Raw genomic sequence first — 26111 nt, 5'->3', positions numbered from 1 at the left:
TACCAGCGATCAGGCAGGATTGTCGATCTCGATGAATTGGTGGCCCAGCCCCAACCGCCCTGCAACCTGCGCCGCCACCGCAGGCGCCCCATAACGCTCGGTCGCGTGGTGCCCTGCGGCGATAAAACCCACCCCCATCTCGCGGGCCAGATGCGCCTGGGGCTCGGAAATCTCGCCGGTGATGAACACGTCGGCCCCAGCCGCAATCGCCGCCTCGAAGTAGCCCTGCGCGCCTCCTGTGCACCAGGCCACGCGGCAGACTGGCCGCTGCGCAGCAGCGCCTTCCGGCGGCACCCAGGTGACGGGACGGCCCAGGGCCTGCGCGACATGGTCTGCCAGGGCCTGCCCATCGGCAAACGCGGCAGGCCCGGCAAAGCCCAGATCGTTCTCGCCAAACCGCGCGTCGGCCACGAGCCCCAGCACCCGTCCTAGCTGGGCGTTGTTGCCCAGTTCCGGGTGGGCATCCAGCGGCAGGTGGTAGGCAAACAGGTTGATGTCATGCGCGAGCAGCAACTGCAAACGCTGCTTCATCCAGCCCGTCACCCGGCCGTCTTGCCCGCGCCAGAACAGGCCATGGTGCACGAAGATGGCATCCGCTTGGGCAGCAATGGCCGCGTCGATCAGGGCGCGGCTGGCCGTCACGCCGCTGACGATGCGGCTGATCTCGGCCTTGCCCTCCACCTGCAAGCCGTTGGGGCCATAGTCCTTGAAGCGCTCGGGTTGCAGCAGGCTGTCAAACGCCTGCAAAAGTTTGGTGCGGGAAATGCTCATGCAGCTATTGTCGCGCGTGGCCCACGCCCACACATGGGGGACAATGCTTTTCTCCGGGAGGCAGCCGTGGCATGCACACCGCCCGCCGCCCCTTCTCCAGCCCATCACCTGTACAGAATTTCATGAAACGCATCTGGCTGTTGTTTTCGCAGGCCGTCACGGTGTTCGTTGCGGCCTACTTCGTTGTCGCCACCCTGCAGCCGAGCTGGCTGGGCCGGGGCGCCACCACACGCTCCGGCGCGGGCATTGCGCTGCTCGAAGCACCCCCTGCCCCGGCCAATGCGCAGCCTGCGGCGGGCAGCTTCAGCGCTGCGGCGCGCCAGGCGGCGCCTGCGGTGGTCAGCATCAACACCAGCAAGGCCGTGCGCCATCCGCGCAGCAACGACCCCTGGTTCCAGTTCTTCTTTGGCGACCAGGGGGCCCAGGCGCAGGCCGGGCTGGGCAGCGGGGTGATCGTGAGCCCCGACGGCTACATCCTGACCAACAACCACGTAGTGGAAGGCGCCGACGAGATCGAAGTGACGCTGACCGACAGCCGCCGCGCCCGCGCCCGCGTGATCGGCACCGACCCCGACACCGACCTGGCCATCCTCAAGATCGAACTCGACAAGCTGCCCGTCATCGTGCTGGGCAACTCGGACGTACTCGCCGTGGGCGACCAGGTGCTGGCCATAGGCAACCCGTTTGGCGTGGGCCAGACGGTGACCAGCGGCATCGTGAGCGCGCTGGGCCGCACACAGCTCGGGATCAACACCTTCGAGAACTTCATCCAGACCGATGCGGCCATCAACCCTGGCAACTCGGGCGGCGCGCTGGTGGATGTAAATGGCAACCTCATGGGCATCAACACGGCCATCTACTCGCGCTCGGGCGGCAGCATGGGCATCGGCTTTGCAATCCCCGTGTCTACGGCCCGCATGGTGCTGGATGGCATCGTGCAGGACGGCCAGGTCACACGCGGCTGGATTGGCGTGGAGCCCAACGAACTCTCACCCGAACTGGCAGAAACCTTCGGCGTGAAAGCCACCGAGGGCGTGATCATCACCGGCGTGCTGCAGGACGGCCCCGCCGCTCAGGCGGGCATGCGGCCCGGCGATGTGATCGTGCGGGTTGAAGGCAGGAAGGTGAGCAACGTGTCCGAGTTGCTGACCGCCGTGGCGGGGCTCAAGCCCGGCACTGCGGCACCATTCAACGTGCAGCGTGGCGACAAGATGGTGGAACTGAGCATCAACCCCGGCGTGCGCCCCAAGCCTCAGCGCAATGTGAGGCGGTAAGCCCCCTCTGAGCCGCTGCGCGTTTTCCCAAAGGGAGACGCCTCCAGCGGCCTCGCAAAGCCGGTTCCGCGGTGGCACTGGTATTGGGCACGCGCCAGTTTTTAGGGGCTGCGCGCAGAACACTGCGGCATGGCCGCTGATGCAACCCGTCAGCTATTAAAAATATAGCTTGGAGCGCTTATCCAACAAGCGCTAGAGCTCATTTTCACGAGAAACTCAACCTTCAGGCGTTGGAGGCGGGCTCGCTACCCTCTTCCGGGGCTTTGGTGTGCTTGATGAAGATCTGCGCCGCCCAGATGCCCACCTCGTACAGCAGACACATGGGGATCGCCAGTGACAGCTGCGACACCACATCGGGCGGCGTGACGACGGCGGCGATCACAAACGCGATCACGATGAAGTAGCCACGGAATTCGCGCAGCTTCTGCACGCTCACGATGCCCATGCGCGCCAGCACCACCACGGCAATCGGCACCTCGAAGGACAAGCCAAACGCCAGGAACATCGACAGCACAAAGCTCAGGTAGGCCTCGATGTCTGGCGCGGCGGTGATGCTCTTGGGCGCAAAGCTCTGGATAAACGCAAACACCTGGCCAAACACCAGGTAGTAGCAAAACGCCACCCCGATGAAGAACAGCAGCGTGCTGGAGATCACGAGCGGCAGCACCAGCTTCTTTTCGTGGGAATACAGGCCAGGCGCCACAAAGGCCCACACCTGCCACAGCACAAACGGCAGTGCCAGCAAAAAGGCCGACATCAACAAGATCTTGAGCGGCACCATGAACGGCGAGATCACCGACGTGGCGATCAGCGTGGCGCCCTTGGGAAGGTGGGCCACCAGCGGCGCCGCCAGAAAGTCATACAGCGCGCCAGGGCCAGGGAAGAAGAACAAAATCGCCGCCGCAATCGCGATGGCAATGATGGCCTTGACCATCCGGTCGCGCAGCTCCATCAGGTGCTGCACAAACGGCTGCTCGGTACCGGCCAGCTCGTCTTCTTTGGAAGGGGTTTCGGACATGTTGGGTTTTCGTGGGCGTCAGGGCCGCCCATGCAGCGCGCGGTGCGCTGGTGGCTGCTGCATCAATGGAATTTACGGGGACGGAAACGCGCCACACGGGCCGCGCCGGACTGTGCCTTGGTGCGCACACCGCTTCGGGCCTTGTACCACTGGGGCACCGCACCCCGCTTGAGGCGCCAGTTCTTGCCGGGGTGTTTGTAGGCCGGCACGACGGCGGTCTGGTCCTGCAACGCCGAGCTGGCGGTGTCGGTAGCCTCGGCCCAGTCCTTTTCGAACTCGCTGGCGCTGGTCTGGATGGAGTTGTGCACATCGCGTGCGGCGTTCTCCACCGTGTCCTTCATTTTCTTGAGCTCGTCGAGCTCCATGGACCGGTTGACCTCGGCCTTCACATCGGACACGTAACGCTGGGCCTTGCCCAGCAGGGTGCCCACCGTGCGGGCCACACGGGGGAGCTTCTCGGGCCCGATGACTATAAGAGCCACCGCGCCGATCAGCGCCATCTTGGACAGGCCAATATCAATCATGGATCAAGCGCAAAGCGTGCGGGTGCCAGCGGGAACAGCCCGCTCAGCTCTTTTGCTTGGCTTCGACATCGATGGTGGTCTTGTCGGTCGCAGGGTTGTTGGCAACCTGGCCCGCGGGTGGGGTGGTGGTGGCAGCCGCGTCGGCCGAACCGTCTTTCATGCCGTCCTTGAAGCCCTTTACGGCGCCCCCGAGATCGGAGCCCATGTTCTTGAGCTTCTTGGTGCCGAACACCATGACGACGATCAGCAGCACGATCAGCCAGTGCCAGATGGAAAAAGAGCCCATGGAATATCTCCTAACGAATTGCAATCATTTTAGACGGGGGGCGTGACAGGAGTTCACAGCCCAAGCAGAACTGCGGGAATCTCCCTGCACGACCCGTCAGCCTGGTTCAGCCTTTGAGCCACGGACGGGGACCGCCCATCACATGGATATGGAGGTGGTGGATTTCCTGCCCACCTTCAAGCCCCGTGTTTACCACGACGCGAAAGCCACCCTCCGGGTACGGGTTGCAGCCCTGCTCCATTGCCAGCTTCGGCGCCAGCGCCATCATGCGCCCCAGCACACCCGCGTGTTCCTCGGTGACCTGCGCCATCGAAGGGATATGCAGCTTGGGCACCATCAGAAAGTGCACCGGCGCCCAGGGGTGGATGTCGTGGAAGGCGAAAATTTCTTCGTCTTCATAGACCTTTTTCGAAGGAATCTGGCCTGCGATGATTTTGCAGAAGAGGCAGTTCGGATCGTGCATGAGGAAAATGTCAGTACAAAATTAACAGGTCACCAGGCGCTGCTCGCCATCCAAAGCGGTCGCAACCGGCGCGCGCGAAGCCAGTGCCACCGTGGAACTGGCTTTGCCAGGCCACGGGTGGCGTCCCCCAAGGGGGAAGGCGCCGTAGGCGGCACAGGGGGGCTTCATGTATTTTCAGCGATATTGATGGTGGGCCGCACACCCACATCCTTGCGGTGCGCGTACAGCCATTCCTGCCCGGCCGTGCGGCCGAGGGCGAAAAGCTTGCGCACAAAGGCCATGTCTGCACGGGCCTTGCTGTCGGCGCCAAAGGGCGCCAGCACGGCGCCGCCGTCGATGCGGTGCATGCGCACGCTTTTGTAGCGGCGCGCATCCAGCTTGCCCTCGGCCAGCAGACGGCGCACGAACTCGATGGCGCGCAACTCGGCCAGCAGGCTGGCATTGAAGGTGACTTCGTTCATGCGCTCCATGATTTCCTGGCCTGAGTGGGGCAGATCCAGATGTTCGATGGGGTTGATCTGCACAAGCAGGATGTCGGAGGTCTCGGTCTGATAGATCAGCGGGTGCAACGCAGGGTTGCCCGAATAGCCGCCGTCCCAGTAATGCTCACCGTCGATTTCCACGGCCTTGAACAGCGCTGGCAGGCAGGCCGACGCCATCACGGCATCCGCGCTCAGCCGGGGGCCAGAGAAGATTTCGCCGCGCCCGGTGCGCACGTTGGTGGCGCACACAAACACCTTGGGCCCGCCCGCCGCAGCGCTGGCGCGGCGCACAGTGCACAACAGGTCAAAGTCCACCTCGCGCTCCAGCAGGCGGCGCAGCGGGTTGATGTCGAGCGGATTGGTCTGGTAGGGCGAGAGCCACTGGCGCATCAGCCCCATCATGGGGTTGGCGGCCGACAGGGGCGAGCCCCACATCAGGCTGCCCAGCGTGCCCACGCCCTCCCACAGCCGGGTAAGCGTTTCACGCGCCTGGACGCAACCGGCCAGGTGCGCTTCGTGCGGGTCTTTGTGCTCCTGCGCGGCTTTGGCAAAGCCGTGCGCCATGGCCACGGCATTCATCGCGCCGGCGCTGGTGCCGCTCACGCCATCAAACTGCCACTGGCCATCCTCCAGCAAGGCATCCAGCACACCCCAGGTGAGCGCACCGTGGGAGCCCCCACCCTGCAGGGCCAGGTTCAGCCGTGGCAGGGATGACAAGTGCGACAGGGACGCCGTCGGTTCAGGCATCCACCGCCTGGTTCTTGCTCATGGCCAGCATGCCGCGCACGATGCGGTACAGGAACCACAGGGAGATCACAACCCATACGGGGTTAAAGAGAAACAATCCCAGCAGCCAGAACGGCGCGGTGACGATGTAAAGCACGCCCGCCCAGATCACGGTGCGGATGCGCCACGAAAAATGATTGGCCTGCCAGGTGCCTTCGGCATCGCCGCGTTTGACGAGATCGAGCACCAGCGCAATGACGAGCAGCAGCGCGCTGGCTTGCGCACCCGGCAGCACGGCCCCCACGGCCACGATGAGGTGCAGCACATAGCTGACCCAGCCGATGTTCTTCAGGCCCTGGGCTTTTTGCTCATTGCTTTGCACGTCGATGATGTCGTTCATGGTGCTCCTTCTTCGGCAGTGCGCGCAACCACCTTGCGCAAGGCTTTTTCCTCGATGCCGCTGGTGCCCTCGCGGCGCTCCAGCTCGGTCAGAACATCGGCAGGCGTGAGGCCATAGTGGGCCAGCGCCACCATGGAGTGGAACCAGAGGTCGGCCACTTCGTAAACCAGCTTGGACTTGTCGGCGCCGTGGTCCACATCCTTGGCCGCCATGACGACTTCGGTGGCCTCCTCGCCGATCTTCTTCAAAAACGCATCCGGCCCTTTGTGCAGCAGGCGCGAGACATAGCTCTTATCGGGATCGCCGCCGTTGGCAGGCTTGCGGCTTTCAATCACATCGGCAAGGCGTGCGAGGGAATCGTTGGAACTCATGGTCTTGTCGTCCATTGCCATTACTTGTAGATGGATTCAGGGTCTTTCAAGACCGGATCGACCGCGTGCCAGGCTCCGTCCTTGAGCACGCTGAAAAAACAGCTGTGGCGGCCTGTGTGGCAGGCGATGCCAGGCTCGTGGCCGAGCTGGGTGACCTTGAGCAGCACTACATCGTTGTCGCAGTCCAGGCGGATCTCGTGCACGGTCTGCACGTGGCCGGACTCTTCGCCCTTGAACCACAGCTTCTTGCGCGAGCGGCTGAAGTACACGGCGCGGCCGAGTTCTGCCGTCTTGGCAAGGGCCTCGCGGTTCATCCAGGCAAACATCAGCACGTCGCCCGTGCCCTGCTCCTGCGCAATCACGGGCACCAGGCCCTGCGCGTCCCATTTCACTTCGTTGAGCCAGTTCATGGGCGGGATTGTCGGTGATTTGAATGACCAGCCCGCCTGCCGGGCGAGCGGTTTTGAGGTCATTTTTGCCTCTAGCGCTTATCCATCAAGCGCTAGCAGCTATCAAAATGAGAGTTCAATGAAAAAACAGATGCTTCACCGGGCAGCTTGCAGCCAATTGCAGCACTGCGCAGCGCGTAAATCTGACTACAAAAACAATAGCTATTAGCGCTTTCACCCTCAGCGCCAGAACCACTTTTGATCGAAAATTTACTTCGCCACGGTCAAAAACACCCACTTGCGATCCCAGTTCTTGCGGCCCAGGTACTTGATGGCAAACGCATAGCGCCCCGGGGGCAGAAAATCCTGCGTGAGGGTTTCCTGCTGCGTCACCACGGGCTGGCCATTCACGCGCACGCTTTGCTGCGCTACCAGCTCCGATTCGCTCTCCAGATCTTGGCCGTCGAGGGCATAGACGGTGACATCGGGCTCTTCCTTCTCATCGCCCACCAGCGGCAAACCCAGCGTGTTGGCGCGGGTTTCCACGTCCAGCGCGAGCGTGCCCAACACGGGTTCGCGCACGATCCAGTGCACGTCACGCACATTGCTGTTCAGCGTCTGGAGCAGGGCCTTGAGCTTCTCGAATTCGGCCTTGTCGGCAATCACCTCCACCGGCTTGCCGCCGATGGTCGCGTCAAAGCAGCGGCCAATGCGGTGCACACAGGGCAGGCGCTCAGAAAAACTCGCATACGACGGGGGCGGCACCTGCTGCGCCGCAGCGGGCAGTGCCGTGGCCGCCAGGGCCACCACCAGCGCCCAACGCGCGCCCGCGAATGGCGTCGTCACAGACGCACCGGAATGCCGCGCTCGGCCATGCGGGCCTTGGCCTGGCCCACGGTGTATTCGCCGTAATGGAAGATGCTGGCGGCCAGCACCGCGTCGGCACCACCGGTCTGGATGCCGTCGGCCAGGTGGTCCAGGTTACCCACCCCGCCCGAGGCGATCACGGGCACGCTCACCGCATCGCTCACTGCGCGGGTCAGCTCCAGGTCAAAGCCTGCCTTGGTGCCGTCGCGGTCCATGCTGGTCAGCAGGATTTCGCCCGCACCGCGCCGCGCCATCTCAGTGGCCCAGGCAATGGCGTCCAGGCCGGTGTTCTTGCGCCCCCCGTGGCTGTACACGTCCCAGCCCGCACCCACGGGCTGACCGTTGGCGCCCAGGCGCTGCGCATCCTCGGCCGAGCGGCGCTTGGCGTCGATGGCCACCACGATGCATTGAGCACCGTACTTGGCAGACACGGCGTTGATGACGTCAGGGTTGGCAATCGCGGCCGAGTTGAAACTGGTCTTGTCGGCGCCCGCATTGAGCAGCCTGCGCACGTCTTCCACAGTGCGCACGCCGCCACCCACGGTGAGTGGAATGAACACCTGGCTGGCCACGGCCTCGATGATGTGCAGGATGAGGTCACGGCCATCGCTGGTGGCGGTGATATCGAGGAAGGTGAGCTCGTCAGCGCCCTGCGCGTTGTAGCGCGCGGCAATTTCGACCGGGTCGCCTGCGTCGCGCAGCTCGACGAAATTGACGCCCTTGACCACACGGCCTCCGGTGACGTCAAGACAGGGAATGATTCGTTTTGCGAGCATGTCAGTGAGCGATTCGTTGATTAGGCGCTACCGAGGCCAGCAGACGCCGTGGAACTGACTTCGCCAGGCCACTGGCGTCGTCCCCGGGGGGAAGCGGCGAAGCCGCTCAGGGGGTGATCGGTTTCAGCCGTTCAGTTCGTCGGCACGCGCTTGCGCCGCAGCAAAGTCGAGGTCGCCGCTGTATATGGCACGGCCGCAGATCACACCTTCAACGCCTTCGCTCTCCACCGCGCACAGCTGCTCGATATCGGCCATGTTCGACAGGCCGCCCGAGGCGATCACGGGGATGCTCAAAGCCTGGGCCAGCTTCACCGTGGCGTCGATGTTGATGCCCGAGAGCATGCCGTCGCGGCCGATGTCGGTGTAGATGATGGATTCGACGCCCCAGTCCTCGAACTTCTTGGCCAGGTCCACGACCTCGTGGCCGGTGAGCTTGCTCCAGCCGTCGGTAGCGACCTTGCCGTCCTTGGCGTCGAGCCCCACGATGATGTGGCCGCCGAAGGCGCTGCAGGCGTCCTTCAGAAAACCGGGGTTCTTGACCGCAGCCGTGCCGATGATCACGTAGCGCAGGCCGCCGTCGATGTATTTCTCGATGGTGTCCAGGTCACGGATGCCGCCGCCCAGCTGCACGGGAATGTCGTCGCCCACCTCTTTCAGGATGGACTTGATGGCGCTGTAGTTCTTGGGCACGCCCGCAAACGCACCGTTCAAGTCCACCAGGTGCAGGCGGCGTGCACCGGCATCCACCCATTTGCGCGCCATGGCGGCGGGGTCTTCACCAAAGGTGGTGGATTGGTCCATATCGCCTTGTTTGAGGCGTACGCAGTGGCCGTCTTTGAGGTCGATGGCGGGGATGAGCAGCATGGTGGTGAAGTTCGGGTGAAAAAGGGCGAGACGCAGCTCGGCCCGAACGGGTGGCGGTTAAGGGATCAGGGATTCCAGTGCAGAAAATTGCGGTACAGGGCCAAGCCATGCTCCGCGCTTTTCTCCGGGTGAAACTGGGTCGCAAAAATATTATCGCGTGCAATGGCGGCGGCGAACAAACCGCCGTAGTCCGTTTGCCCTGCGCAGTGGGCAGGATTTTGCGGCACGGCGTAGAAACTGTGCACAAAGTAAAAGTAGCTGCTGTCCGGCACGCCAGCCCACACCGGGTGCACGCCACCGCCGTGGTGGGCGTGGGGCATCTGCCGCACCTGGTTCCAGCCCATCTGGGGCACCTTGAAGCGGCTGCCGTCAGGCTGGGTGCGGCCTGCCAGGTCGAACTTGAGCACATCGCCAGGGATGAGGCCAAGGCCCGGCGTATCCCCCTCGGCGCTGTGGTCCAGCAGCATCTGCATGCCCACGCACACGCCGAACATTGGCTTGGAGGCCGCGGCTTCGAGCACCGATTCCTGCAGGCCGGACTCGCGCAGCTCGCGCATGCAGTCGGGCATGGCGCCCTGCCCTGGCAGCACGATGCGCTGGGCGGCGCGCACGTCTTCGGGGCGCTGGGTGACGACCACGGTCCAGCCCGTGCCCTCGGCGGCGGCCTGCACGGCCTGCGACACCGAGCGCAGGTTGCCCATGCCGTAGTCCACGACCGCCACTGTTTTTGCTTCCATATTCATAGCTACTAGCGCTTATCCATCAAGCGATAGCGCCTGATTTAACCCAAAATTTCACAACGAACCCTTGGTGGAGGGGATGACACCGGCCGAGCGCGGATCACGCTCCAGCGCCGCACGCAGCGTGCGCCCGAACGCCTTGAAGATGGTCTCGCACTGGTGGTGTGCGTTGACGCCCTTGAGGTTGTCGATGTGCAGCGTGACGCCCGCGTGGTTCACAAAGCCCTGGAAGAACTCGAACACCAGTTGCGTGTCGAGCTGGCCGATGCTCCCGGCCGTGAACTTCACATCCATGTGCAGCCCGGGGCGGCCCGAGAAATCCACCACCACACGCGATAGCGCTTCGTCCAGCGGCACGTAGGCATGCCCGTAGCGGCGGATGCCCTTCTTGTCGCCCACGGCGCGCGCAAAAGCCTGGCCCAGCGTGATGCCCACGTCTTCCACGGTGTGGTGGCCGTCGATGTGCAGGTCACCCTCGCAGTCGATGTCGAGGTCGATCAGCCCATGGCGGGCGATCTGGTCGAGCATGTGGTCGAAGAAGCCGATGCCGGTGTGCAGCTTCGCCTGGCCGGTGCCGTCGAGGTTGATGCGCACACTGATGCGCGTTTCGGCGGTGTTGCGGCTGACCTCGGCGATGCGGTCGGCCATCGGGTCGGCCGATGGGGCGGAAGGTACGAGTGCGGAGGAAGTCATAGGGAGGCTTGGAGTGCGGCCAGCATCTGCGCGTTGTCTTCGGCAGTGCCTACCGTAAGACGCAGGCAGTTGACCAGCAATGGGTGCATTGTAGAAACGTTCTTGACGAGCACCTTGCGGTTTTTCATGCCCTCGTAGGCCTTGGCGGAATCCGCCACACGGATCAGCACCATGTTGGCCTCGCTGTCCCAGCACTTTTCCACTCCTGGCATCTGGCGCAGGGCTGCGATGAGCGTGGTGCGTTCGGCACGGATTTCCGCCGCCTGGGCGGCGAAAACCTCGGCGTGTTCCAGAGCAAACAGGGCGGCTTCGCAGTTGAGCACGCTCACGTTGTAGGGCGGGCGCACCTTGTCGATCTCGCTCACGAACGCCGAGGGCCCGATGAGGTAGCCCAGCCGCACGCCTGCGAGGCCAAACTTGCTGAGCGTGCGCATGAGCAGCACGTGCGCGTTGCGCGCGGGCTCGGCGCGCATGCGGTCGATCCAGGTGCGGCTGGCAAAGGGCTGGTAGGCCTCGTCCATGACCACGATGCCGCCCTGAGCGCCCGCGGCGTCGATGATGCGCTGCACTGCGCCCTCGTCCCACAGCGTGGCCGTGGGGTTGTTGGGGTAGGCGATGTAGGTGATGGCGGGGTTGTGCTGCGCGATGGCGGCCAGCATGGCGGGCTCATCCAGCTCGAAGTCGGGCGTGAGCGGCACGCCGACAAAGTCCAGGCCCTGCAGCTGCGCAGACAGCGGGTACATCACAAAACCCGGCATGGGCGCCAGCATGGTGGCGCGCTGGCCCGTGCCGGGCTGTGCGCAGGCCAGGGCCAGCAGGGTGATGAGTTCGTCCGAGCCATTGCCCAGCACCACGCCGTAGCCCTCGGGCATCCCGGCGTATTTCGCGAGCGCCGCCTTCAGGTCCAGCAGGCGGTCGCCGGGGTAGCGGTTGAGCGCCACCGCGCCCAGGCGCTGGCCCAGCGCGGCCTGGAGGTGCGCGGGCAGGCGGAACGGGTTCTCCATCGCGTCCATCTTGAGCATGCCGGTGGAGGGCTGCACGCCGTAAGCGTGCATGGCGCGCACGTCGGGGCGGATACGGGCCAGGGCTTGGAGAGGAGACGACGCAGGAGTAGTCATTCGGTGGTGTCCAGTTCGTTGGGGGTGACAAGAAAAGGGTTGATCGGCCGCACGGCGTCCATCGGCTGGTCGTGTGGCAACGCTTCGGTGAGCAGGTAGCGGCAGCCCTGCTGGTGGGCGGACGAGAGGATGAGCGCATCCCAGTAGCCCAGGCGGTAGCGGTCCTGCAGGTCCCAGGCGCCGTCCACCGTGTAGGAGTCGAGGTGCGGCGGCAGCCACACGCGCAGGCGGCGCACCTGGGCGCGCACCTGCTGCAGCACCTGCGGGCCGTCAAAACGCTGGATGGCCTGGTTGTACAGCTCGTTGAGCACCTGCGAGCTGATGCGGCCGCTGCGCGTCTGCCAGCAAAAGCTGATCCATTCGCGCGCCCGCGCCTGGCGCCCGGCATCGCGGTCGTCCACGCTGGCGAGCAGGATTTCGGTATCGACAAAGATGGGGACGATGGCCATGCGTTTTGCCCCGTTCAGCGCAGAAACAGGGTTTCGCGCGGCACATAGGGCCCACTGGACGCGCCCCAGGATTCAAACCCAAGTGCCTCGCGCATGGCCTGGGCGTAAGCGTCTTCCTGGCGCATCTTTTCGGCCAGCCATTCACCGAGCAGGCGGGACACGCTGCTGCCGCGCTTGGCGGCTTCCACGCGCACCCATTCGGCAACGGTGTCGTCCATGGTCACGGTGATGTTTTTCATGGACTAAATATTACACGAACTTCGTGCACCACGAACTTCGTGTTGATTAAAACACCACAATCAAGCTGCCTTGCGGGGTGCCCCGCTTTGCAGCATCTGGCACGCCATGTCACCCACGGTGCGCAGCGCCTGCAGGTGGGCGGGCGTCCAGTCGCCTCCCACGCCGATGCGCAGGCAGTTGCGGAACCGTCCGCTGGCGCTGAACACCGTGCCGGGTGCGATCAGGATCTGCTGGGCCAGGCAGGCCTCGTGCAGTTGCACCGAATCAAGCGCGCGCGGCAGCTCCAGCCACAGCAGCAGGCCGCCGGGCGGGTCACTCACGCGCGTACCCTGCGGGAAGTGCGCGGCAATCACATGGCGCACCTCGTCCATGCGCGCCGCCACGGCCGCGCGCAGCTGGCGCATGGCGGCGGCGTGGCCCGCCTGGGTGATGAGATCGGCCAGGGCCAGTTCCAGCACGGCGGACTGGCCGCCCGCCTGCAGGTCCTTGATGGCGCGCAGCTTGTCGGCCCAGCGGCCAGCCTCCAGCCAGCCCAGGCGCAGGCCCGGCGCCAGCGTCTTGGAGAACGAGTCGCACAACATCACATGGCCTGTGGTGTCGTACGACTTGACGGTGCGGCGCATCTCGTCCACCTCGACCAGGTCGTTGTAGATCGCGTCCTCGATGACCGCCATGTCGTACCGCGCCGCCATCTGCACCAGGCGCCTGCGCTCGGCCTGGGGCATGCAGCTGCCCAGCGGGTTGCTGAGCGTGGGCACCACCATCACGGCCTTCACGGGCTGGGTGTCCAGCGCGAGCTGCAGCGCATCAAGAGACAGTCCGTTGCGCGGGTGGGTGGGAATCTCCAGCGCCTTGAGGTGCAGGCCCTGCAGCACCTCCAGAAACGAAAAATGCGTGGGTGACTCCAGCGCCACCACGTCGCCCGGCTGCGTCACCGCGCGCAGGCACAACACAATGCTGTCCATGCAGCCCCCGGTGATTACGATGTTCTCGGGGTCCAGGCTGCAGCCCAGGCTGACGGCATAGCGCGCCAGCGCACGGCGCGCGTCCTCATGGCCCGACGAACCGGGGTAGGTGCACAGCAGGTTGCGGTGGCGCTGCGCGGCGCGCACCACGGCGCGGCGCACGCGGTCGGGGTTGAACAGCTCGGGGCCGGGCGTGCCGCCACTGTACGAGATCATGTCCACCGGCTGGTTGCGCCCCAGGATACGCTGGCCCAGCCAGTCCACCGACACCTCGCGTGGGCGGCGCATCGGGCGCGGTGTGCTGGGCTCGGGCAGGCTCACCGGCCGCGCCGCCACAAAAAAGCCTGAGCGCGGGCGCGCGGTGATCAGGCGCGCATCTTCGAGCCAGTGGTAGGCCTGCACCACCGTGGTCTGCGCCACGCCGTGCTGGCGCGCCAGTTCTCGCACCGACGGCAGCTTTTCGCCGCGCGCGAGCGTGCCATTGCGGATCAGCTGCGCGAGTTGCTCGGCAATCTGGAGGTACAGCGGAGGTGCGTCATCGGTGGCCATGCTGCATTCTGTACTGGCACTCTGTTCGATAGACAGTACAGAGGCATCCCAGTACGGCCAGTACAGATGGGTTGGTTTGCTGTTCTGTACTGGCCCAGATCGTCCATGCCTGTGGCTGGTGGCCCACGGCAGCTGGCCGCACAGTGAAGGCATGAACACGCTGCACACCCCCACCCCACCGTCGCCCACGCTGCCCAGCCAGCCTGCGGTTCCTCTCACGCTGCAATGGAAGCGCCAGCCCCTGCCGCCCTTGCAGGCTGTCCAGGTGCTGGACTTCCGCGCAGGCGACATTGCCCTGCTCGAAGTCGAACAAGGCCGCGTCTGGGTGACCTGTGATGGTCTGCTGGAGGATTACTTTCTGGAGGCCGGCCAGCGCCTGTCCTTCACCGGACCCGTGCGACTGCGGGTCAGTGCCGAAGGCCACCGGCCCGCGCGGCTGAACTGGGCACAACACCGGGCGGTGGCAGGAGCCGCCTGTCCACCTGCACCCGCCGCATCCCAGCCCAAGGCGTCGGCCCCCACACAGGGTGCCCTGCCCCGGGGGGCGATCAGCGCGGCTTGACTCCAGCCTTGAGCCGCATCTCGGCCGCCTGCGCGTGGGCCTGCAAGCCCTCGCCGTAGGCCAGCTCGGCGGCGATGGTGCCCAGCACCTGGGCACCAGCTTCGCTCACCTCGATGATGCTGCTGCGCTTCTGGAAGTCGTACACGCCCAGCGGGGAGGAGAAGCGTGCCGTGCCGCTGGTGGGCAGCACGTGGTTGGGGCCTGCGCAGTAGTCGCCCAGGCTTTCGGAGGTGTAGGCGCCCAGAAAGATCGCGCCCGCGTGGCGCAGCAAAGGCTCCCAACGGTGCGGGTCGGTGCTGCTCACTTCCAAATGCTCCGGAGCGATGCGGTTGCTGATCGCGCAGGCTTCTTCCATGTCCTTGGTGAGGATCAGCGCGCCCCGGCCGGTAAGGCTCTTGGCGATGATCTCGGCGCGCGGCATGGTGGGCAGCAGGCGGTCGATCTCGCGCTGCACGGCGTCGAGGTAGGCGGCGTCAGGGCACAGCAGGATGCTCTGCGCCAGCTCGTCATGCTCGGCTTGGCTGAAGAGGTCCATGGCCACCCAGTCGGGCGGTGTGGTGCCATCGGCCAGCACCAGGATTTCGCTCGGGCCCGCGATCATGTCGATGCCCACGGTGCCGAACACGCGCTTCTTGGCGCTGGCCACATAGGCGTTGCCGGGGCCGGTGATCTTGTCCACCTTGGGCACGGTGGCCGTGCCATAGGCCAGCGCGGCCACGGCCTGGGCGCCGCCGATGGTGAAGGCGCGGGTCACACCGGCCACGTAGGCGGCGGCCAGCACCAGCTCGTTGCGCTCGCCCTTCGTCGAGGTGCCCTCGCCCGTTCCGCCGGTCGCCACGCTGCCACGCACGGGGGTGGGCACGACCATGATTATTTCCTGCACTCCCGCTACGTGGGCCGGGATGGCGTTCATCAGCAGGCTCGACGGGTAGGCGGCCTTGCCGCCGGGCACGTAGATGCCCACGCGGTCCAGCGGCGTGACCTTCTGGCCCAGCAGAGTGCCGTCCTCGTCGCGGTAGCTCCAGCTCTCTCCCGACGCCTTCTTCTGCGCCTCGTGGTAGCTGCGCACGCGCTTCGCTGCGGCCTGCAGCGCGTCGCGCTGGGCCTGCGGAATGGCGTCGAACGCGGCCTTGAAGTCGGCCTGGGTCAGCTCCAGCGCGGCCATGTTCGGTGCCGAGAGGCCGTCGAAGCGGGCGGTGTATTCCAGCACCGCCGCATCGCCGCGCTTTTGCACGTCGGCCAGGATGTCGGCCACGCGCTGCTCGATGGCCGCGTCGGTGTCGGCAGACCAATGCAGGCGGGCTGCAAAATCAGCCTCAAAAGTGGCCGCAGCGGTGGACAGACGGGCGGGAGCAGCTACCAAAGTCATAGTGCGTTCTACGGTGGGTTCAGTTCTTGGGGGCAGGGATGGCCGAAGCAAACGCATCAATGATGCGGCGCAGCGGTGCCTGCTTGAGCTTGAGCGCGGCCTGGTTGACCACGAGGTAGGAGCTGATGTCCATGATGCGCTCCACCTCCACCAGATGGTTGGCCTTGAGCGTGTTGCCGGTGGACACCAGGTCGACGATGGCATCGGCCAGGCCGATAAGCGGCGCCAGTTCCATGCTGCCGTAAAGCTTGACCATGTCGACATGCACGCCCTTGGTGGCAAAGAAGTCACGCGCAATCGACGTGTACTTGGTGGCGACCTTCAGGCGCGAGCCCTGCTTGACAGCACGCTCGTAGTCGAAGTCGTTGCGCACGGCAACGCTCACGCGGCACTTGGCAATCTGCAGGTCCAGCGGCTGGTACAGCCCCTGGCCACCGTGTTCGATCAGGGTGTCCTTGCCGGTCACGCCGATGTCGGCGCCGCCGTATTCCACATAGGTGGGCACGTCGGTGGCACGCACCAGCACCACGCGCACGTTGGGCTGGTTGGTGGGCAGGATGAGCTTGCGCGACTTTTCGGGGTCTTCCAGCACCTCGATGCCTGCGGCGGCCAAAAGCGGCAGGGTTTCGTCAAAGATGCGGCCCTTGGAAAGCGCCAGGGTGATCATCGTCATGCTTTCACTCTTTCAATGTCGGCGCCAATGCCGCGCAGTTTGGATTCCATGCAGTCGTAGCCACGGTCCAGGTGGTAGATGCGGTCCACCACGGTTTCGCCATCAGCCACCAGGCCGGCAATGACGAGGCTGGCCGATGCACGCAGGTCGGTGGCCATCACGGTGGCGCCGGACAGGCGGGGCACGCCTTCGATGACAGCCACCTTGCCATCGGTCTGGATCTTGGCACCCAGCCGCACCAGCTCATTGACATGCATGAAGCGGTTTTCAAAAATTGTCTCGGTCACCGTGGCCGTGCCCTGCGCAATGCAGTTGAGCGTCATGAACTGGGCCTGCATGTCGGTGGGGAAACCGGGGTACTCGGTGGTGCGAAAGCCCTGGGCCTTGAGCGTGGCGCCGCCCGCGCTTTGCACGCGGATACCGCCCTCGACCGCTTGCACGGTGGCACCGGCCTCACGCAGCTTTTCGATCACCGCATCCAGGTGGTCGGCGCGGCCATGGCGCAGCATCACATCACCACCCGTGGCTGCCACAGCGCACAGGAAGGTGCCGGCCTCGATGCGGTCGGCCACCACGCGGTGGGTGCAGCCGTGCAGTTGGTCCACGCCCTGGATGCGGATGCGGCTGGTGCCGTGGCCTTCGATCTTCGCGCCCATGGCGATCAGCATCTCGGCCAGGTCCGAAATCTCGGGCTCTTGCGCGGCGTTTTCCAGCACCGTCTCGCCTTCGGCCAGCGCAGCGGCCATGAGGAAGTTCTCGGTGCCCGTCACCGTGACCATGTCGGTGGTGATGCGCGCGCCCTTCAAACGCGTCCAACCCGCAGGCAGCTTGGCGATCATGTAGCCGTGTTCGACCACGATCTCGGCGCCCATGGCGGCCAGGCCCTTGATGTGCTGGTCCACCGGGCGCGAACCGATGGCGCAGCCGCCGGGCAGCGACACCGTGGCCTCGCCAAAGCGGGCCAGCAGCGGGCCCAGCGCCAGCACCGAGGCGCGCATGGTCTTGACCAGCTCGTACGGCGCCTCGGGCGTGTTGAGCGCACTGGCGTCGATGCGCACCGTGCCGTCGTCGGCGCGCTCTGCGGTCACGCCCATGTTGCGGATGAGTTTGAGCATGGTGCTCACATCCTGCAGCTGGGGCACGTTGAGCAGGGTCACCGGGTCGGCGGTGAGCAGCGCGGCACACAACTCCGGCAAGGCGGCGTTCTTGGCGCCAGAGACCAGCACCTCGCCTTGCAAGGTGCGTCCGCCGCGAATCAGGAGTTTGTCCATCTCTATCTAACAACCAAAATATGAATGAAAATGGCCCTTAGCGCTTATCTATCAAGCACTAACTGCTATCAATAAATGAGTAACCAGGCAGGCAGTGTCACTGCGCTTGCGCCGCCCACTCGGCGGGGGTGAAGGTCTTCATCGACAGCGCGTGAACTTCATCCGTATGCATTTTCGCGCCCAGCGTGGCGTACACGCGCTGGTGGCGTTGGATGGCGCGCTTGCCCTCGAACTCGGCCGAGACGATGGTGGCGTACCAGTGGCGCCCATCGCCCTCCAGCGTGATGTGTTCGCAGGCCAGGCCGGCGGCGATGATGTCTTTGAGTTGGTCAGCGGTCATAGGAGCGTGTCATGTTCTTTTACGTGCCCGCGAAAGCTGGGGAACGGCCCGGCAACGCAGCGCAGGACACACCGCAGTATGAATACTGCAAGTGACCTGCAACAAAGTGGCCGGGCCGTTCCCCAGCTTTCCCAGCGGGTTGCCCCTGTGGCCCCGCGCTCGCGGCGTTGCGCCGCTTGCCAATGCAACCAGCATTGACCACGCGGCGCGCCTTGTGATCACAGGGCCACAGGGGCAACGCGGGTACGTAAAAGGGCATGGCACGCTCTAGTTCCGAATTTTGTAGCCGGTGCGCAGCAGGTGCACGGCGAGAAAGCTCACGGCCAGCCAGGCGACGCCCACGATGGTGAGGCTGAGCCAGGGCGAGGTATCGCTCTGGCCAAAGAAGCCATAGCGGAACCCGTCAATCATGTAGAAAAACGGGTTGAGGTGGCTCACGGTCTGCCAGAACGGCGGCAGCGACTGGATGGAATAGAACACGCCCGAGAGGAACGTCATGGGCACCACGACGAAGTTTTGGAACGCGGCGAGCTGGTCAAACTTGTCGGCCCACAGCCCGGCAATGAGCCCCAACGTGGCCAGCAGCCCCGCGCCCAGCACCGCAAACACCAGTATCCACAGCGGCGCCGCAAACTCTGGCCGCGCAAAAGCCAGCGTGACGATGAACACACCCAGCCCCACCACCAGCCCGCGCACCATGGACGAGCCCACATAGGCCACAAACCAAGCCCAGTGCGACAGCGGCGTGAGCAGCACAAACACCAGGCTGCCCATGATCTTGCTCTGGATCAGGCTCGACGAGCTGTTGGCAAAGGCGTTTTGCAGCACGCTCATCATCACGAGGCCGGGCACCAGAAAGGCGGTGTAGCTAATGCGGTCGTAGACCTTCACATGGTCTTCGAGCACGTGGCCGAAGATCAGCAGGTACAACACGGCCGTGAGCACCGGCGCGGCAACGGTCTGGAAGCTGACCTTCCAGAAGCGCAGGACTTCCTTGTAGAACAGGGTCTGCCAGCCGGTCATAGCGCGACACCTTCGAGTGGGATGTTGGACGCGGATGTACCGGACATCACCTGCAAGAACACATCCTCCAGGTCCGGCCTGCGGATCTCCATGTCATGCACCTCCACGCCCGCTACGCGCAGCGCTGCCAGGTGGCTTTCGATCTCTGCGGCGTCGTGCGCGGGCAGTTGCACGATACGACCGGTGACACGCGCCGCCATCGCCAGGGCGGGTGGCAAAGCCGCATCGGTCTTGAACTGCAGGATGCTGCCTGAAGCCGCCTGCAGCAGTTCGCTGGTGCGGTTCAGCGCTACGATCTGGCCGGACTTGAGCATGGCAATGCGGCCACACAGGGCTTCGGCTTCTTCCAGGTAATGCGTGGTCAGCAACACCGTGTGGCCTTCCTTGTTCAGGCGCGCGACAAAGTGCCAAAGGGTCTGGCGCAGCTCCACGTCCACGCCAGCCGTTGGTTCATCGAGCACGATGATGGGCGGCTTGTGCACCAGCGCCTGCGCCACGAGCACGCGGCGCTTCATACCGCCCGAGAGTTGCCGCATGTTGGCGTTGGCCTTGTCGGTAAGGCCCAGGTTCTCCAGCAGCTCGTCGATCCAGGCGTCGTTGTTCTTCACGCCGAAATAGCCGGACTGGATGCGCAGCGATTCGCGCACATTGAAGAAGGGGTCGAACACCAGTTCCTGCGGCACCACACCGAGCTTGCGGCGCGCCTCGGCAAAGTCGGCCTGCACGTCGCTGCCCTGCACCAGCACACGGCCGCTGCTGGCGCGCGCCAGGCCCGCGAGGATGCTGATCAGGGTGGTTTTACCGGCACCGTTGGGGCCGAGGAGTCCGAAGAACTCGCCCTCCTCAATGTCCAGGTTGACCTGGTTCAGTGCCTGGAAAGGGCCTTTGGGCGTGGCAAAGGTCTTGGAGATGGCTTGGAAGGAGACTGCGGGCATGAAGCCCCTGATTTTACGGCCTTGCCCCGAACTGCGTTATGGCGGAGGGTATGCACCCTCAGGACACGGGCGTGAGCAAGGTGCCAACGCCGTACAAGCCCGCCATGCCGCGCAGCGCCGTGGGCAACCCCTGCACGGCAAAGGTCTTGCCCACGGACAGCGCCTCACGCCGGCATTCCAGCAGCACGGCCAGGGCCGAGCTGTCAAACACCGTCATCGCGCTCGCATCCACCACCACACCACTTTCACGGTGCACGCGCAGCCCCTGCAGAAGCATCTGCAGGCAGGCTGTGGCCTGGCGGTGGGTCAGCTCGGGGGGGAGAACCAGCATGGAGGAGGCTCAGCCCTTGGCGGTGGAGTTGGCTTTGTTGCGCGCAGCCAGGGTCTCGATCAGGCCATCAATGCCCTTGGCGTTGATCTCCTGGGCAAACTGGCCCCGGTAGGTTTCCACCAGCCAGACACCCAGCACATTCAGGTTGTAGATCTTCCAGCCTGCGCCGTCGCCAGGGGTTTTTTCGAGGCGGTAGTCCAGCTGAATGGGGTCGCCACGGCCCACGATTTCGGTGCGCACCAGCACGTCCTTGTCTTCGGGCGCAGCGCGCAGGGGCTTGACCTGGATGCTTTGGTCGTTGACCTGCGCCAGCGCACCCGCGTAGGTGCGCACCAGCAAGATCTTGAATTCGTCCTGCAGGCGTTTTTGCTGCTCGGGCGTGGCCTGGCGCCAGCCTGGGCCCACGGCAGCGGCGGTCATGCGGCGAAAGTTGACGTTGGGCATCACGGTCTTGTCCACCAGCGCGATCACCTTGGTCAGATCGCCGCCCTGAATCGCCTTGTCGGACTTCACAGTGTTGAGCACGTCGGTGGACAGGCGCTTGATCATCGCGTCCGGCGCTTCGTCTGCCGCCAGAGCGGCCAGCGGCAAGCCCAGCGATGCCACGGCGGCAGCACACAGTGCCAGGTGGCCCAGGGAACGTCGGTTCATCATGTCCTCTATCCTCTACTTTCTCGTTCAGTCATGAGCCGCCATCCGGCATGCCCGTGTTGCATTGTGGTGGCCGCAGAAACAACGCATGCGTCGCGGGCGTTGCGGTGTGCAAGCAAGTGCAACACGATCGCCCACGCTATGGCCGCCATCGGCGGGCAGCCCCCTGGAAATCACCTCAACGGGGAGGCTCTTGCGGCAGCACGCCGTCGTTGCCGTCTTTGCCATCCGAGCCCTTGCTGTTCTGGGGCTCGCCAGCCTGGCTGCGCACCTGCAGGAAAACGTCCCGCGTGAAGCTGTACTTGTCCAGCGCGGCACTGTCGAGGACGGAGCTTGCCCGCAAAAGATTGGCGCGCGTGTCCACCACCCGCAGTGCATACAGCGTGTTCCGGGCCGAGACCGGGTCCACATAGCTCACCACGTTGCCCTTCATGTCCACCGGCAGCGCAAAGGTGTCGCGCACCGTGGACGGACCGAGAACCGGCAGCACCAGGTATGGGCCGGTTCCCACGCCCCATCGGCCCAGCGTCAGGCCAAAGTCCTGCTTGTAGCGGTCTATGCCCAGCTCGCTGGCGATATCCAGCACCCCGCCGAGGCCCATGAAGGTGTTGACATTGACGCGCATGAACGTCGAGGCTGCGGCCTCCGCGCGCAGCTGCAGCACGTTGTTCACAAACGACCAGACATCGCCGATGTTGGCGAAAAAGTTGCTCACCCCCGTGCGCACGGGGGCGGGCGCGATGTCCTGGTAGGCAATCGCTACCGGCTTGAGCACCATGGCATCAACTTGCTCGTTGAAGTTGGTCATGCTCCGGTTGTAGGACTCCAGCGGATCACGCGGGTCGGGATTGGCCACGGTGGCACAGCCCGAAAGCAGCGCACCGGCCAACAGCAGCGCCGAACCGCCCAGCGCACGTGGCAAGCCCTGCTGCTTGGAGCCGGTGGGCAGGGTGGTTGTTTCAAAGTTCTTCATTTCTTGTCACCTGCCCCTGCGGGCTTACCGCCGTCTTCGGCTTTGCTGTAGAGAAACTGTCCAATGAGGTTTTCGAGCACCACGGCAGACTGGGTCGCGGTGACCATGTCGCCCGCAACAAGGTTCTTCTCGTCCGCCCCGGCCTCAATACCGATGTACTGCTCACCCAACAGGCCGCTGGTGAGAATCTTGAGGGAGCTGTCCTTGGGGAAAGCGTAGCGGTTTTCCATCGCCAGCGTCACCCGCGCCTGGTAGGTCTTGTCGTCGAACGTGATGGACTCCACACGCCCGACCACCACGCCAGCACTGCGCACCGCAGCCTGGGGCTTGAGCCCGCCGATGTTGTCAAAACGCGCCGTGATGCGGTAGCCGGACTGGAAATTCAGGCTCAGCAAATTGGCGGACTGGAGCGCCAGAAACACCAGCGCCACGGCCCCCAGCATCACGAACAGCCCAACCCAGAGATCGTTTTTGGAGCGTTGCATTGTTTATTTCCTCTTCACTGCCAGCAGCGCCAGCCTCAGATACTGAACATCAGGGCCGTGAGGACGAAGTCGAGCCCCAGCACGGCCAGGCACGCCATCACCACGGTGCGCGTGGTGGCACGCGACACGCCCTCGGGCGTGGGCTTGGCAGTAAAGCCCTGCAGCAGCGCCACAAAGGTGACGGCAACACCGAACACTACGCTTTTGAGCACCCCATTGCCCACGTCTTTCCAAACGTCAACGCCGCCCTGCGTCTGGCTCCAGAAAGCGCCGGGGTCGATGCCAATCATGAGCACGCCCACGCTCCAGCCACCAATCACCCCCACCGCACTGAACACCGCCGCCAGCAGGGGCATCGTGATCACGCCGGCCCAGAAGCGGGGCGCCAGAATGCGCTGGACGGGGTCCACCGCCATCATTTCCATCGCGCTGAGCTGCTCGCCCGCACGCATCAAACCAATCTCGGCCGTCAGCGACGTGCCCGCCCGCCCCGCAAACAGCAAGGCGGTGACCACGGGTCCCAGCTCCCGCACCAGCGACAGCGTGACCAGAAGACCCAGCGCTTCTGCTGAACCGTAGCGCTGCAGCGTGTAATACCCCTGCAGCCCCAGCACCAGACCCACAAAGAGGCCAGACACCGCAATGATTGCCAGCGAGTAGTTGCCCAGAAAATGCACCTGGTCGCGCACCAGCGAAGGCCGCATGAAGGTGGCACCCACCATCCGCACAAGCCGTACAAAAAGACGCGCGCCCATGCCAATGTCGGCCAGCTTTTGGCGCACGGCAAAACCGACATCGGAGGGGTTGTACCAGCTCACCGTGCACGCCCTCCCACAGGTCCGAAGTCCTGCACCTCGTCAGGGCCAGGGTAATGAAAGGGTACCGGCCCTGTGGGCAAGGCATTGACAAACTGGTGGACCAGGGGGTCCGTGCTGGCACGCACCTCATCTGGCGTGCCCTGGGCGGCCACCACGCCAGCCCCGAGGATGATCACGTGGTCTGCCAGCCGGAAGGTTTCCTCCAGGTCGTGCGAGACCACGATGCTCGTGAGGCCCATGGCATCATTGAGCTGGCGGATCAGCTGCGCCGCCGTTCCCAGGGAAATGGGGTCCAGCCCCGCAAAAGGCTCGTCGTACATCACCAGCTCCGGGTCCAGCGCAATGGCACGGGCCAGAGCCACGCGCCGGGCCATTCCCCCCGAAATCTCGCTGGGCATGAGATCACGTGCGCCGCGCAGGCCCACGGCATGCAGTTTCATGAGGACCACGTCGCGGATCAGCGCTTCGGAAAGGTCGGTGTGCTCCCTGAGCGGAAAGGCCACATTCTCGAAAACACTCAGGTCGGTGAACAACGCCCCGAACTGGAACAGCATCCCCATCCGGCGACGGACGGCGTACAAGCCTGACGCATCGAGGCGACCCACGTCCTGCCCATCAAACAGGACTTCACCGCTCGAAGCCCGCTGCTGCCCTCCTATCAGGCGCAGCACCGTGGTCTTGCCCCCACCGGAGGCGCCCATCAGCGCCGTGACCTTGCCACGCGGCACGGTCAGCGAAACGTCACGCAGGATGTCGCGGTCTCCGTAGGAGAACGTGACATTGCGCAGTTCGGCAAGGAGGGAGGGGTCAGACATGCAAAAAAGATTCAGGATTCCGGGTCGTCAGTCACCACACAGTGATTCCTCGGGCCGCAGGAAGCCGCGATGGTAGCTCAAGATGCAAACATACATACATGTATGTTTGCATCTTGAAGCATCTGCATCATGAGATGGATGGTCGCTCAGACGCCATACAACCCCGGATTGACAGAACCCTCGATTGTGCCAACAAAGACGCGCAGACGTGGAAGGCGAGGCCATCCACCTGGACTGGCGGGCGCGCGCCGGGTCCAGTCGGTGGCCTCGCCCAAGAATGCGTCCGCCGTCCTTCCCCTCCCAACTTCCAGGGGCATATCCACCGATCGCTTTACGCCCTGACCAACCCACCATGAAAAACGGCGCCGCAGCGCCGTTTCGATTGCATGTTCCGCAGCCGATCAGCGCGGCAGGTCTGAGTAGCCCATGAGGAACTCATCGACTGCACGCGCGGCCTGGCGGCCTTCGCGGATGGCCCAGACGACCAGCGACTGACCACGCCGAATGTCGCCAGCTGCGAACACCTTGGGCACGTTGGTGGCATAACCGCCATCGAAGTCGGTCGTGGCGCGGGCATTGCCCCGGGCATCCTTGTCCACGCCAAAAGCTTCCAGGACGGCAGCCACCGGGCTCACGAAGCCCATGGCCAGCAGCACCAGATCGGCCTTCAGGATCTTCTCAGACCCGGCCACCTCGACCATCTTGCCGTCCTTGAACTCCACGCGCACGGTCTTGAGGCCGGTGACCTTGCCCTTTTCGCCGATGAACTCCTTGGTGGAGATGGCGAACTCGCGCTCGCAACCCTCTTCGTGGCTGGAGCTGGTGCGCAGCTTGATCGGCCAGTAAGGCCAGGTCAGCGGGCGGTTTTCCTCTTCGGGCGGCTGGGGCATCAACTCAAACTGGGTGACGCTCACGGCGCCATGGCGATTGCTGGTACCCACGCAGTCGCTACCGGTGTCGCCGCCACCAATCACGATGACGTGTTTGCCATCGGCGCGCAGCTGGCCCTTGAGCTTGTCGCCCGCGTTGACCTTGTTCTGCTGCGGCAAGAACTCCATCGCGAAGTGGATGCCATCGAGGTCACGGCCCGGCACGGGCAGATCGCGCGATTGCTCAGCGCCACCGGTCAGCAGCACGGCATCGAACTCCTTGTTCAACTGCTCGGGCGTGACGGTTTCCTTGGCCCAGTTGGTGACTTTGGAATCCTTGCCCAAGCCATCCTTGGCGGCGCCCACAAACACACCCGTGCGGAAGACCACGCCTTCGGCTTCCATCTGCTTGACGCGGCGGTCAATGTGCGACTTCTCCATCTTGAAGTCCGGAATGCCGTAGCGCAGCAGCCCGCCCACGCGGTCGTTCTTTTCAAACAGCGTGACGCTGTGGCCAGCGCGCGCGAGTTGCTGTGCTGCCGCCATACCTGCGGGGCCAGAGCCCACCACGGCCACCTTCTTGCCCGTTTTGTGCTTGGCAACGCGTGGCTGTACCCAGCCCTCCTCCCACGCACGGTCAATGATCGCGCGCTCGATGGACTTGATGCCCACGGCGTCGTCGTTCACATTGAGCACGCAGGCGGCCTCGCAGGGTGCGGGGCAGATACGGCCGGTGAACTCGGGGAAGTTGTTGGTGCTGTGCAGCACCTCGATCGCGCTCTTCCAGTCCGCGTGGTACACCAGATCGTTGAAGTCCGGAATGATGTTGTTCACCGGGCAGCCGTTGTTGCAGAACGGCGTGCCGCAGTCCATGCAGCGCGCGCCTTGCACCTTGGCCTGGCTTTCATCCAGCCCGATGACAAATTCCTTGTAGTGCTTCAAGCGCTCGGGCACAGGCTTGTAGCCCTCTTCGATGCGCTCGTATTCCATGAAGCCGGTAGTTTTTCCCATGACGATGTCCTTGTCTATGA

Annotated in this window: 34 protein-coding genes; 3 read left to right on the top strand and 31 right to left on the bottom strand. The window is 64.4% G+C overall.

Going from position 1 to position 26111, the window contains the following annotated elements:
* Positions 1–9: 9 nt before the first annotated feature.
* Positions 10–771, bottom strand: coding sequence for a Nif3-like dinuclear metal center hexameric protein (locus NFX52_RS00415; RefSeq protein ID WP_055399371.1), 762 nt, complete (start codon positions 769–771; stop codon positions 10–12).
* Between the two features lie 122 nt (positions 772–893).
* Here NFX52_RS00415 and NFX52_RS00410 point away from each other — a divergent pair, with 122 nt between their 5' ends.
* Positions 894–2045, top strand: coding sequence for a S1C family serine protease (locus NFX52_RS00410; protein WP_055399373.1), 1152 nt, complete (start codon positions 894–896; stop codon positions 2043–2045).
* 223 nt (positions 2046–2268) lie between these two features.
* Here the strand turns inward: NFX52_RS00410 and tatC are convergent, their stop codons facing one another.
* The 8 genes from tatC to hisI form a co-directional block, all read right to left on the bottom strand.
* Positions 2269–3063: a twin-arginine translocase subunit TatC gene (gene tatC / locus NFX52_RS00405; RefSeq protein WP_055399208.1), complete on the bottom strand. Its 795-nt coding sequence runs from the start codon at positions 3061–3063 to the stop codon at positions 2269–2271.
* Positions 3064–3125: 62 nt separating this feature from the next.
* Positions 3126–3587 carry a Sec-independent protein translocase protein TatB gene (gene tatB, locus NFX52_RS00400; RefSeq protein WP_055399209.1) on the bottom strand — a complete coding sequence of 154 codons (462 nt, stop codon included), beginning with the start codon at positions 3585–3587 and terminating at the stop codon, positions 3126–3128.
* Positions 3588–3630: 43 nt separating this feature from the next.
* A complete protein-coding gene (tatA, locus tag NFX52_RS00395; RefSeq protein WP_055399211.1) occupies positions 3631–3873 on the bottom strand; it encodes a Sec-independent protein translocase subunit TatA in 243 nt (80 codons plus the stop codon).
* Between the two features lie 106 nt (positions 3874–3979).
* Positions 3980–4336: a histidine triad nucleotide-binding protein gene (locus NFX52_RS00390; protein WP_055399213.1), complete on the bottom strand. Its 357-nt coding sequence runs from the start codon at positions 4334–4336 to the stop codon at positions 3980–3982.
* 164 nt (positions 4337–4500) lie between these two features.
* The gene (locus NFX52_RS00385) at positions 4501–5565 is read right to left on the bottom strand and encodes a patatin-like phospholipase family protein (RefSeq protein ID WP_055399215.1); all 1065 of its coding nucleotides are present in this window, start codon (positions 5563–5565) and stop codon (positions 4501–4503) included.
* The gene (locus NFX52_RS00380; protein WP_055399217.1) at positions 5558–5944 is read right to left on the bottom strand and encodes a DUF4870 family protein; all 387 of its coding nucleotides are present in this window, start codon (positions 5942–5944) and stop codon (positions 5558–5560) included. The genes NFX52_RS00385 and NFX52_RS00380 overlap by 8 nt, the downstream gene beginning before the upstream one ends.
* Positions 5941–6336 (bottom strand): phosphoribosyl-ATP diphosphatase, encoded by a 396-nt coding sequence (locus NFX52_RS00375; RefSeq protein ID WP_252635344.1) that lies wholly within the window; start codon positions 6334–6336, stop codon positions 5941–5943. Before NFX52_RS00375 ends, NFX52_RS00380 begins: the two co-directional genes overlap by 4 nt.
* Positions 6336–6734, bottom strand: coding sequence for a phosphoribosyl-AMP cyclohydrolase (gene hisI, locus NFX52_RS00370; RefSeq protein ID WP_176889144.1), 399 nt, complete (start codon positions 6732–6734; stop codon positions 6336–6338). The genes NFX52_RS00375 and hisI overlap by 1 nt, the downstream gene beginning before the upstream one ends.
* Between hisI and NFX52_RS00365 the strand changes: the two genes are divergently transcribed.
* Entirely contained in the window at positions 6724–6933 is a 210-nt protein-coding gene (locus NFX52_RS00365; RefSeq protein ID WP_156358762.1) for a hypothetical protein, read from the top strand. The genes hisI and NFX52_RS00365 overlap by 11 nt on opposite strands.
* 41 nt (positions 6934–6974) lie before the next feature.
* Here the strand turns inward: NFX52_RS00365 and NFX52_RS00360 are convergent, their stop codons facing one another.
* The 9 genes from NFX52_RS00360 to NFX52_RS00320 all read right to left on the bottom strand — a co-directional run bounded on the left by NFX52_RS00360 (position 6975) and on the right by NFX52_RS00320 (position 13965).
* A complete protein-coding gene (locus tag NFX52_RS00360; protein WP_055399221.1) occupies positions 6975–7550 on the bottom strand; it encodes a hypothetical protein in 576 nt (191 codons plus the stop codon).
* Entirely contained in the window at positions 7547–8347 is an 801-nt protein-coding gene (hisF, locus tag NFX52_RS00355; protein WP_055399223.1) for an imidazole glycerol phosphate synthase subunit HisF, read from the bottom strand. Before hisF ends, NFX52_RS00360 begins: the two co-directional genes overlap by 4 nt.
* Positions 8348–8470: 123 nt before the next feature.
* On the bottom strand, positions 8471–9211 hold the full coding sequence (gene hisA, locus NFX52_RS00350; protein ID WP_055399225.1) for a 1-(5-phosphoribosyl)-5-[(5-phosphoribosylamino)methylideneamino]imidazole-4-carboxamide isomerase: 741 nt from the start codon (positions 9209–9211) through the stop codon (positions 8471–8473).
* 65 nt (positions 9212–9276) lie between these two features.
* Positions 9277–9954, bottom strand: coding sequence for an imidazole glycerol phosphate synthase subunit HisH (gene hisH, locus NFX52_RS00345; protein ID WP_055399227.1), 678 nt, complete (start codon positions 9952–9954; stop codon positions 9277–9279).
* Between the two features lie 51 nt (positions 9955–10005).
* Positions 10006–10644, bottom strand: coding sequence for an imidazoleglycerol-phosphate dehydratase HisB (hisB, locus tag NFX52_RS00340; protein WP_015012685.1), 639 nt, complete (start codon positions 10642–10644; stop codon positions 10006–10008).
* The gene (gene hisC, locus NFX52_RS00335; protein ID WP_055399229.1) at positions 10641–11762 is read right to left on the bottom strand and encodes a histidinol-phosphate transaminase; all 1122 of its coding nucleotides are present in this window, start codon (positions 11760–11762) and stop codon (positions 10641–10643) included. Before hisC ends, hisB begins: the two co-directional genes overlap by 4 nt.
* The gene (locus tag NFX52_RS00330; protein WP_055399231.1) at positions 11759–12211 is read right to left on the bottom strand and encodes a PIN domain-containing protein; all 453 of its coding nucleotides are present in this window, start codon (positions 12209–12211) and stop codon (positions 11759–11761) included. The genes hisC and NFX52_RS00330 overlap by 4 nt, the downstream gene beginning before the upstream one ends.
* 14 nt (positions 12212–12225) lie before the next feature.
* A complete protein-coding gene (locus NFX52_RS00325) occupies positions 12226–12450 on the bottom strand; it encodes a hypothetical protein (RefSeq protein WP_015012682.1) in 225 nt (74 codons plus the stop codon).
* 60 nt (positions 12451–12510) lie between these two features.
* Positions 12511–13965 (bottom strand): aminotransferase-like domain-containing protein, encoded by a 1455-nt coding sequence (locus tag NFX52_RS00320; protein WP_252635343.1) that lies wholly within the window; start codon positions 13963–13965, stop codon positions 12511–12513.
* A gap of 151 nt (positions 13966–14116) precedes the next feature.
* Between NFX52_RS00320 and NFX52_RS00315 the strand changes: the two genes are divergently transcribed.
* The gene (locus tag NFX52_RS00315; RefSeq protein ID WP_055399235.1) at positions 14117–14527 is read left to right on the top strand and encodes a DUF2917 domain-containing protein; all 411 of its coding nucleotides are present in this window, start codon (positions 14117–14119) and stop codon (positions 14525–14527) included.
* Here NFX52_RS00315 and hisD read toward each other — a convergent pair.
* The 13 genes from hisD to NFX52_RS00250 all read right to left on the bottom strand — a co-directional run bounded on the left by hisD (position 14514) and on the right by NFX52_RS00250 (position 26091).
* Positions 14514–15896 carry a histidinol dehydrogenase gene (gene hisD, locus NFX52_RS00310; protein WP_055399237.1) on the bottom strand — a complete coding sequence of 461 codons (1383 nt, stop codon included), beginning with the start codon at positions 15894–15896 and terminating at the stop codon, positions 14514–14516. The two genes, NFX52_RS00315 and hisD, sit on opposite strands and share 14 nt — an antisense overlap.
* 19 nt (positions 15897–15915) lie before the next feature.
* Positions 15916–16563, bottom strand: coding sequence for an ATP phosphoribosyltransferase (hisG, locus tag NFX52_RS00305; RefSeq protein ID WP_121508815.1), 648 nt, complete (start codon positions 16561–16563; stop codon positions 15916–15918).
* Positions 16564–16565: 2 nt separating this feature from the next.
* Positions 16566–17840, bottom strand: coding sequence for a UDP-N-acetylglucosamine 1-carboxyvinyltransferase (murA, locus tag NFX52_RS00300; protein ID WP_055399241.1), 1275 nt, complete (start codon positions 17838–17840; stop codon positions 16566–16568).
* A 97-nt stretch (positions 17841–17937) separates the two neighbouring features.
* Positions 17938–18180 (bottom strand): BolA family protein, encoded by a 243-nt coding sequence (locus NFX52_RS00295; RefSeq protein ID WP_010462096.1) that lies wholly within the window; start codon positions 18178–18180, stop codon positions 17938–17940.
* 267 nt (positions 18181–18447) lie between these two features.
* A complete protein-coding gene (locus tag NFX52_RS00290) occupies positions 18448–19203 on the bottom strand; it encodes an ABC transporter permease (RefSeq protein ID WP_055399244.1) in 756 nt (251 codons plus the stop codon).
* Entirely contained in the window at positions 19200–20138 is a 939-nt protein-coding gene (locus tag NFX52_RS00285; RefSeq protein WP_055399246.1) for an ABC transporter ATP-binding protein, read from the bottom strand. The genes NFX52_RS00290 and NFX52_RS00285 overlap by 4 nt, the downstream gene beginning before the upstream one ends.
* 58 nt (positions 20139–20196) lie before the next feature.
* A complete protein-coding gene (locus tag NFX52_RS00280; RefSeq protein WP_055399248.1) occupies positions 20197–20469 on the bottom strand; it encodes an STAS domain-containing protein in 273 nt (90 codons plus the stop codon).
* 9 nt (positions 20470–20478) lie between these two features.
* Positions 20479–21123 (bottom strand): MlaC/ttg2D family ABC transporter substrate-binding protein, encoded by a 645-nt coding sequence (locus NFX52_RS00275; protein WP_055399250.1) that lies wholly within the window; start codon positions 21121–21123, stop codon positions 20479–20481.
* Positions 21124–21298: 175 nt separating this feature from the next.
* The gene (locus tag NFX52_RS00270) at positions 21299–22093 is read right to left on the bottom strand and encodes an MlaA family lipoprotein (protein WP_055399252.1); all 795 of its coding nucleotides are present in this window, start codon (positions 22091–22093) and stop codon (positions 21299–21301) included.
* On the bottom strand, positions 22090–22578 hold the full coding sequence (mlaD, locus tag NFX52_RS00265; protein ID WP_055399254.1) for an outer membrane lipid asymmetry maintenance protein MlaD: 489 nt from the start codon (positions 22576–22578) through the stop codon (positions 22090–22092). Before mlaD ends, NFX52_RS00270 begins: the two co-directional genes overlap by 4 nt.
* 35 nt (positions 22579–22613) lie before the next feature.
* Complete coding sequence (mlaE, locus tag NFX52_RS00260; protein ID WP_055399256.1) at positions 22614–23396, bottom strand: lipid asymmetry maintenance ABC transporter permease subunit MlaE; 783 nt, start codon at positions 23394–23396, stop codon at positions 22614–22616.
* Positions 23393–24211: an ABC transporter ATP-binding protein gene (locus NFX52_RS00255; protein ID WP_055399258.1), complete on the bottom strand. Its 819-nt coding sequence runs from the start codon at positions 24209–24211 to the stop codon at positions 23393–23395. Before NFX52_RS00255 ends, mlaE begins: the two co-directional genes overlap by 4 nt.
* Positions 24212–24612: 401 nt before the next feature.
* Positions 24613–26091 (bottom strand): glutamate synthase subunit beta, encoded by a 1479-nt coding sequence (locus NFX52_RS00250; protein ID WP_055399260.1) that lies wholly within the window; start codon positions 26089–26091, stop codon positions 24613–24615.
* Between the last annotated feature and the right edge of the window lie 20 nt (positions 26092–26111).

The organism is Acidovorax facilis, from assembly GCF_023913775.1.
GTDB lineage: Bacteria > Pseudomonadota > Gammaproteobacteria > Burkholderiales > Burkholderiaceae_C > Acidovorax > Acidovorax facilis.
The sequence above is the reverse complement of the archived record's forward strand: the minus strand, read 5'-3'. Positions and strand labels throughout refer to the sequence as shown.

Excerpts from the sequence above, each read along its gene's own strand:
- NFX52_RS00415 (WP_055399371.1), bottom strand. The coding sequence starts at position 771 with ATGAGCATTTCCCGCACCAAACTTTTGCAGGCGTTTGACAGCCTGCTG.
- NFX52_RS00410 (WP_055399373.1), top strand. The coding sequence starts at position 894 with ATGAAACGCATCTGGCTGTTGTTTTCGCAGGCCGTCACGGTGTTCGTT.
- tatC (WP_055399208.1), bottom strand. The coding sequence starts at position 3,063 with ATGTCCGAAACCCCTTCCAAAGAAGACGAGCTGGCCGGTACCGAGCAG.
- tatB (WP_055399209.1), bottom strand. The coding sequence starts at position 3,587 with ATGATTGATATTGGCCTGTCCAAGATGGCGCTGATCGGCGCGGTGGCT.
- tatA (WP_055399211.1), bottom strand. The coding sequence starts at position 3,873 with ATGGGCTCTTTTTCCATCTGGCACTGGCTGATCGTGCTGCTGATCGTC.
- NFX52_RS00390 (WP_055399213.1), bottom strand. The coding sequence starts at position 4,336 with ATGCACGATCCGAACTGCCTCTTCTGCAAAATCATCGCAGGCCAGATT.
- NFX52_RS00385 (WP_055399215.1), bottom strand. The coding sequence starts at position 5,565 with ATGCCTGAACCGACGGCGTCCCTGTCGCACTTGTCATCCCTGCCACGG.
- NFX52_RS00380 (WP_055399217.1), bottom strand. The coding sequence starts at position 5,944 with ATGAACGACATCATCGACGTGCAAAGCAATGAGCAAAAAGCCCAGGGC.
- NFX52_RS00375 (WP_252635344.1), bottom strand. The coding sequence starts at position 6,336 with ATGGCAATGGACGACAAGACCATGAGTTCCAACGATTCCCTCGCACGC.
- NFX52_RS00365 (WP_156358762.1), top strand. The coding sequence starts at position 6,724 with ATGGGCGGGATTGTCGGTGATTTGAATGACCAGCCCGCCTGCCGGGCG.
- hisF (WP_055399223.1), bottom strand. The coding sequence starts at position 8,347 with ATGCTCGCAAAACGAATCATTCCCTGTCTTGACGTCACCGGAGGCCGT.
- hisA (WP_055399225.1), bottom strand. The coding sequence starts at position 9,211 with ATGCTGCTCATCCCCGCCATCGACCTCAAAGACGGCCACTGCGTACGC.
- hisH (WP_055399227.1), bottom strand. The coding sequence starts at position 9,954 with ATGAATATGGAAGCAAAAACAGTGGCGGTCGTGGACTACGGCATGGGC.
- hisB (WP_015012685.1), bottom strand. The coding sequence starts at position 10,644 with ATGACTTCCTCCGCACTCGTACCTTCCGCCCCATCGGCCGACCCGATG.
- hisC (WP_055399229.1), bottom strand. The coding sequence starts at position 11,762 with ATGACTACTCCTGCGTCGTCTCCTCTCCAAGCCCTGGCCCGTATCCGC.
- NFX52_RS00330 (WP_055399231.1), bottom strand. The coding sequence starts at position 12,211 with ATGGCCATCGTCCCCATCTTTGTCGATACCGAAATCCTGCTCGCCAGC.
- NFX52_RS00325 (WP_015012682.1), bottom strand. The coding sequence starts at position 12,450 with ATGAAAAACATCACCGTGACCATGGACGACACCGTTGCCGAATGGGTG.
- NFX52_RS00320 (WP_252635343.1), bottom strand. The coding sequence starts at position 13,965 with ATGGCCACCGATGACGCACCTCCGCTGTACCTCCAGATTGCCGAGCAA.
- NFX52_RS00315 (WP_055399235.1), top strand. The coding sequence starts at position 14,117 with ATGAACACGCTGCACACCCCCACCCCACCGTCGCCCACGCTGCCCAGC.
- hisD (WP_055399237.1), bottom strand. The coding sequence starts at position 15,896 with ATGACTTTGGTAGCTGCTCCCGCCCGTCTGTCCACCGCTGCGGCCACT.
- hisG (WP_121508815.1), bottom strand. The coding sequence starts at position 16,563 with ATGATCACCCTGGCGCTTTCCAAGGGCCGCATCTTTGACGAAACCCTG.
- murA (WP_055399241.1), bottom strand. The coding sequence starts at position 17,840 with ATGGACAAACTCCTGATTCGCGGCGGACGCACCTTGCAAGGCGAGGTG.
- NFX52_RS00295 (WP_010462096.1), bottom strand. The coding sequence starts at position 18,180 with ATGACCGCTGACCAACTCAAAGACATCATCGCCGCCGGCCTGGCCTGC.
- NFX52_RS00290 (WP_055399244.1), bottom strand. The coding sequence starts at position 19,203 with ATGACCGGCTGGCAGACCCTGTTCTACAAGGAAGTCCTGCGCTTCTGG.
- NFX52_RS00285 (WP_055399246.1), bottom strand. The coding sequence starts at position 20,138 with ATGCCCGCAGTCTCCTTCCAAGCCATCTCCAAGACCTTTGCCACGCCC.
- NFX52_RS00280 (WP_055399248.1), bottom strand. The coding sequence starts at position 20,469 with ATGCTGGTTCTCCCCCCCGAGCTGACCCACCGCCAGGCCACAGCCTGC.
- NFX52_RS00275 (WP_055399250.1), bottom strand. The coding sequence starts at position 21,123 with ATGATGAACCGACGTTCCCTGGGCCACCTGGCACTGTGTGCTGCCGCC.
- NFX52_RS00270 (WP_055399252.1), bottom strand. The coding sequence starts at position 22,093 with ATGAAGAACTTTGAAACAACCACCCTGCCCACCGGCTCCAAGCAGCAG.
- mlaD (WP_055399254.1), bottom strand. The coding sequence starts at position 22,578 with ATGCAACGCTCCAAAAACGATCTCTGGGTTGGGCTGTTCGTGATGCTG.
- NFX52_RS00255 (WP_055399258.1), bottom strand. The coding sequence starts at position 24,211 with ATGTCTGACCCCTCCCTCCTTGCCGAACTGCGCAATGTCACGTTCTCC.
- NFX52_RS00250 (WP_055399260.1), bottom strand. The coding sequence starts at position 26,091 with ATGGGAAAAACTACCGGCTTCATGGAATACGAGCGCATCGAAGAGGGC.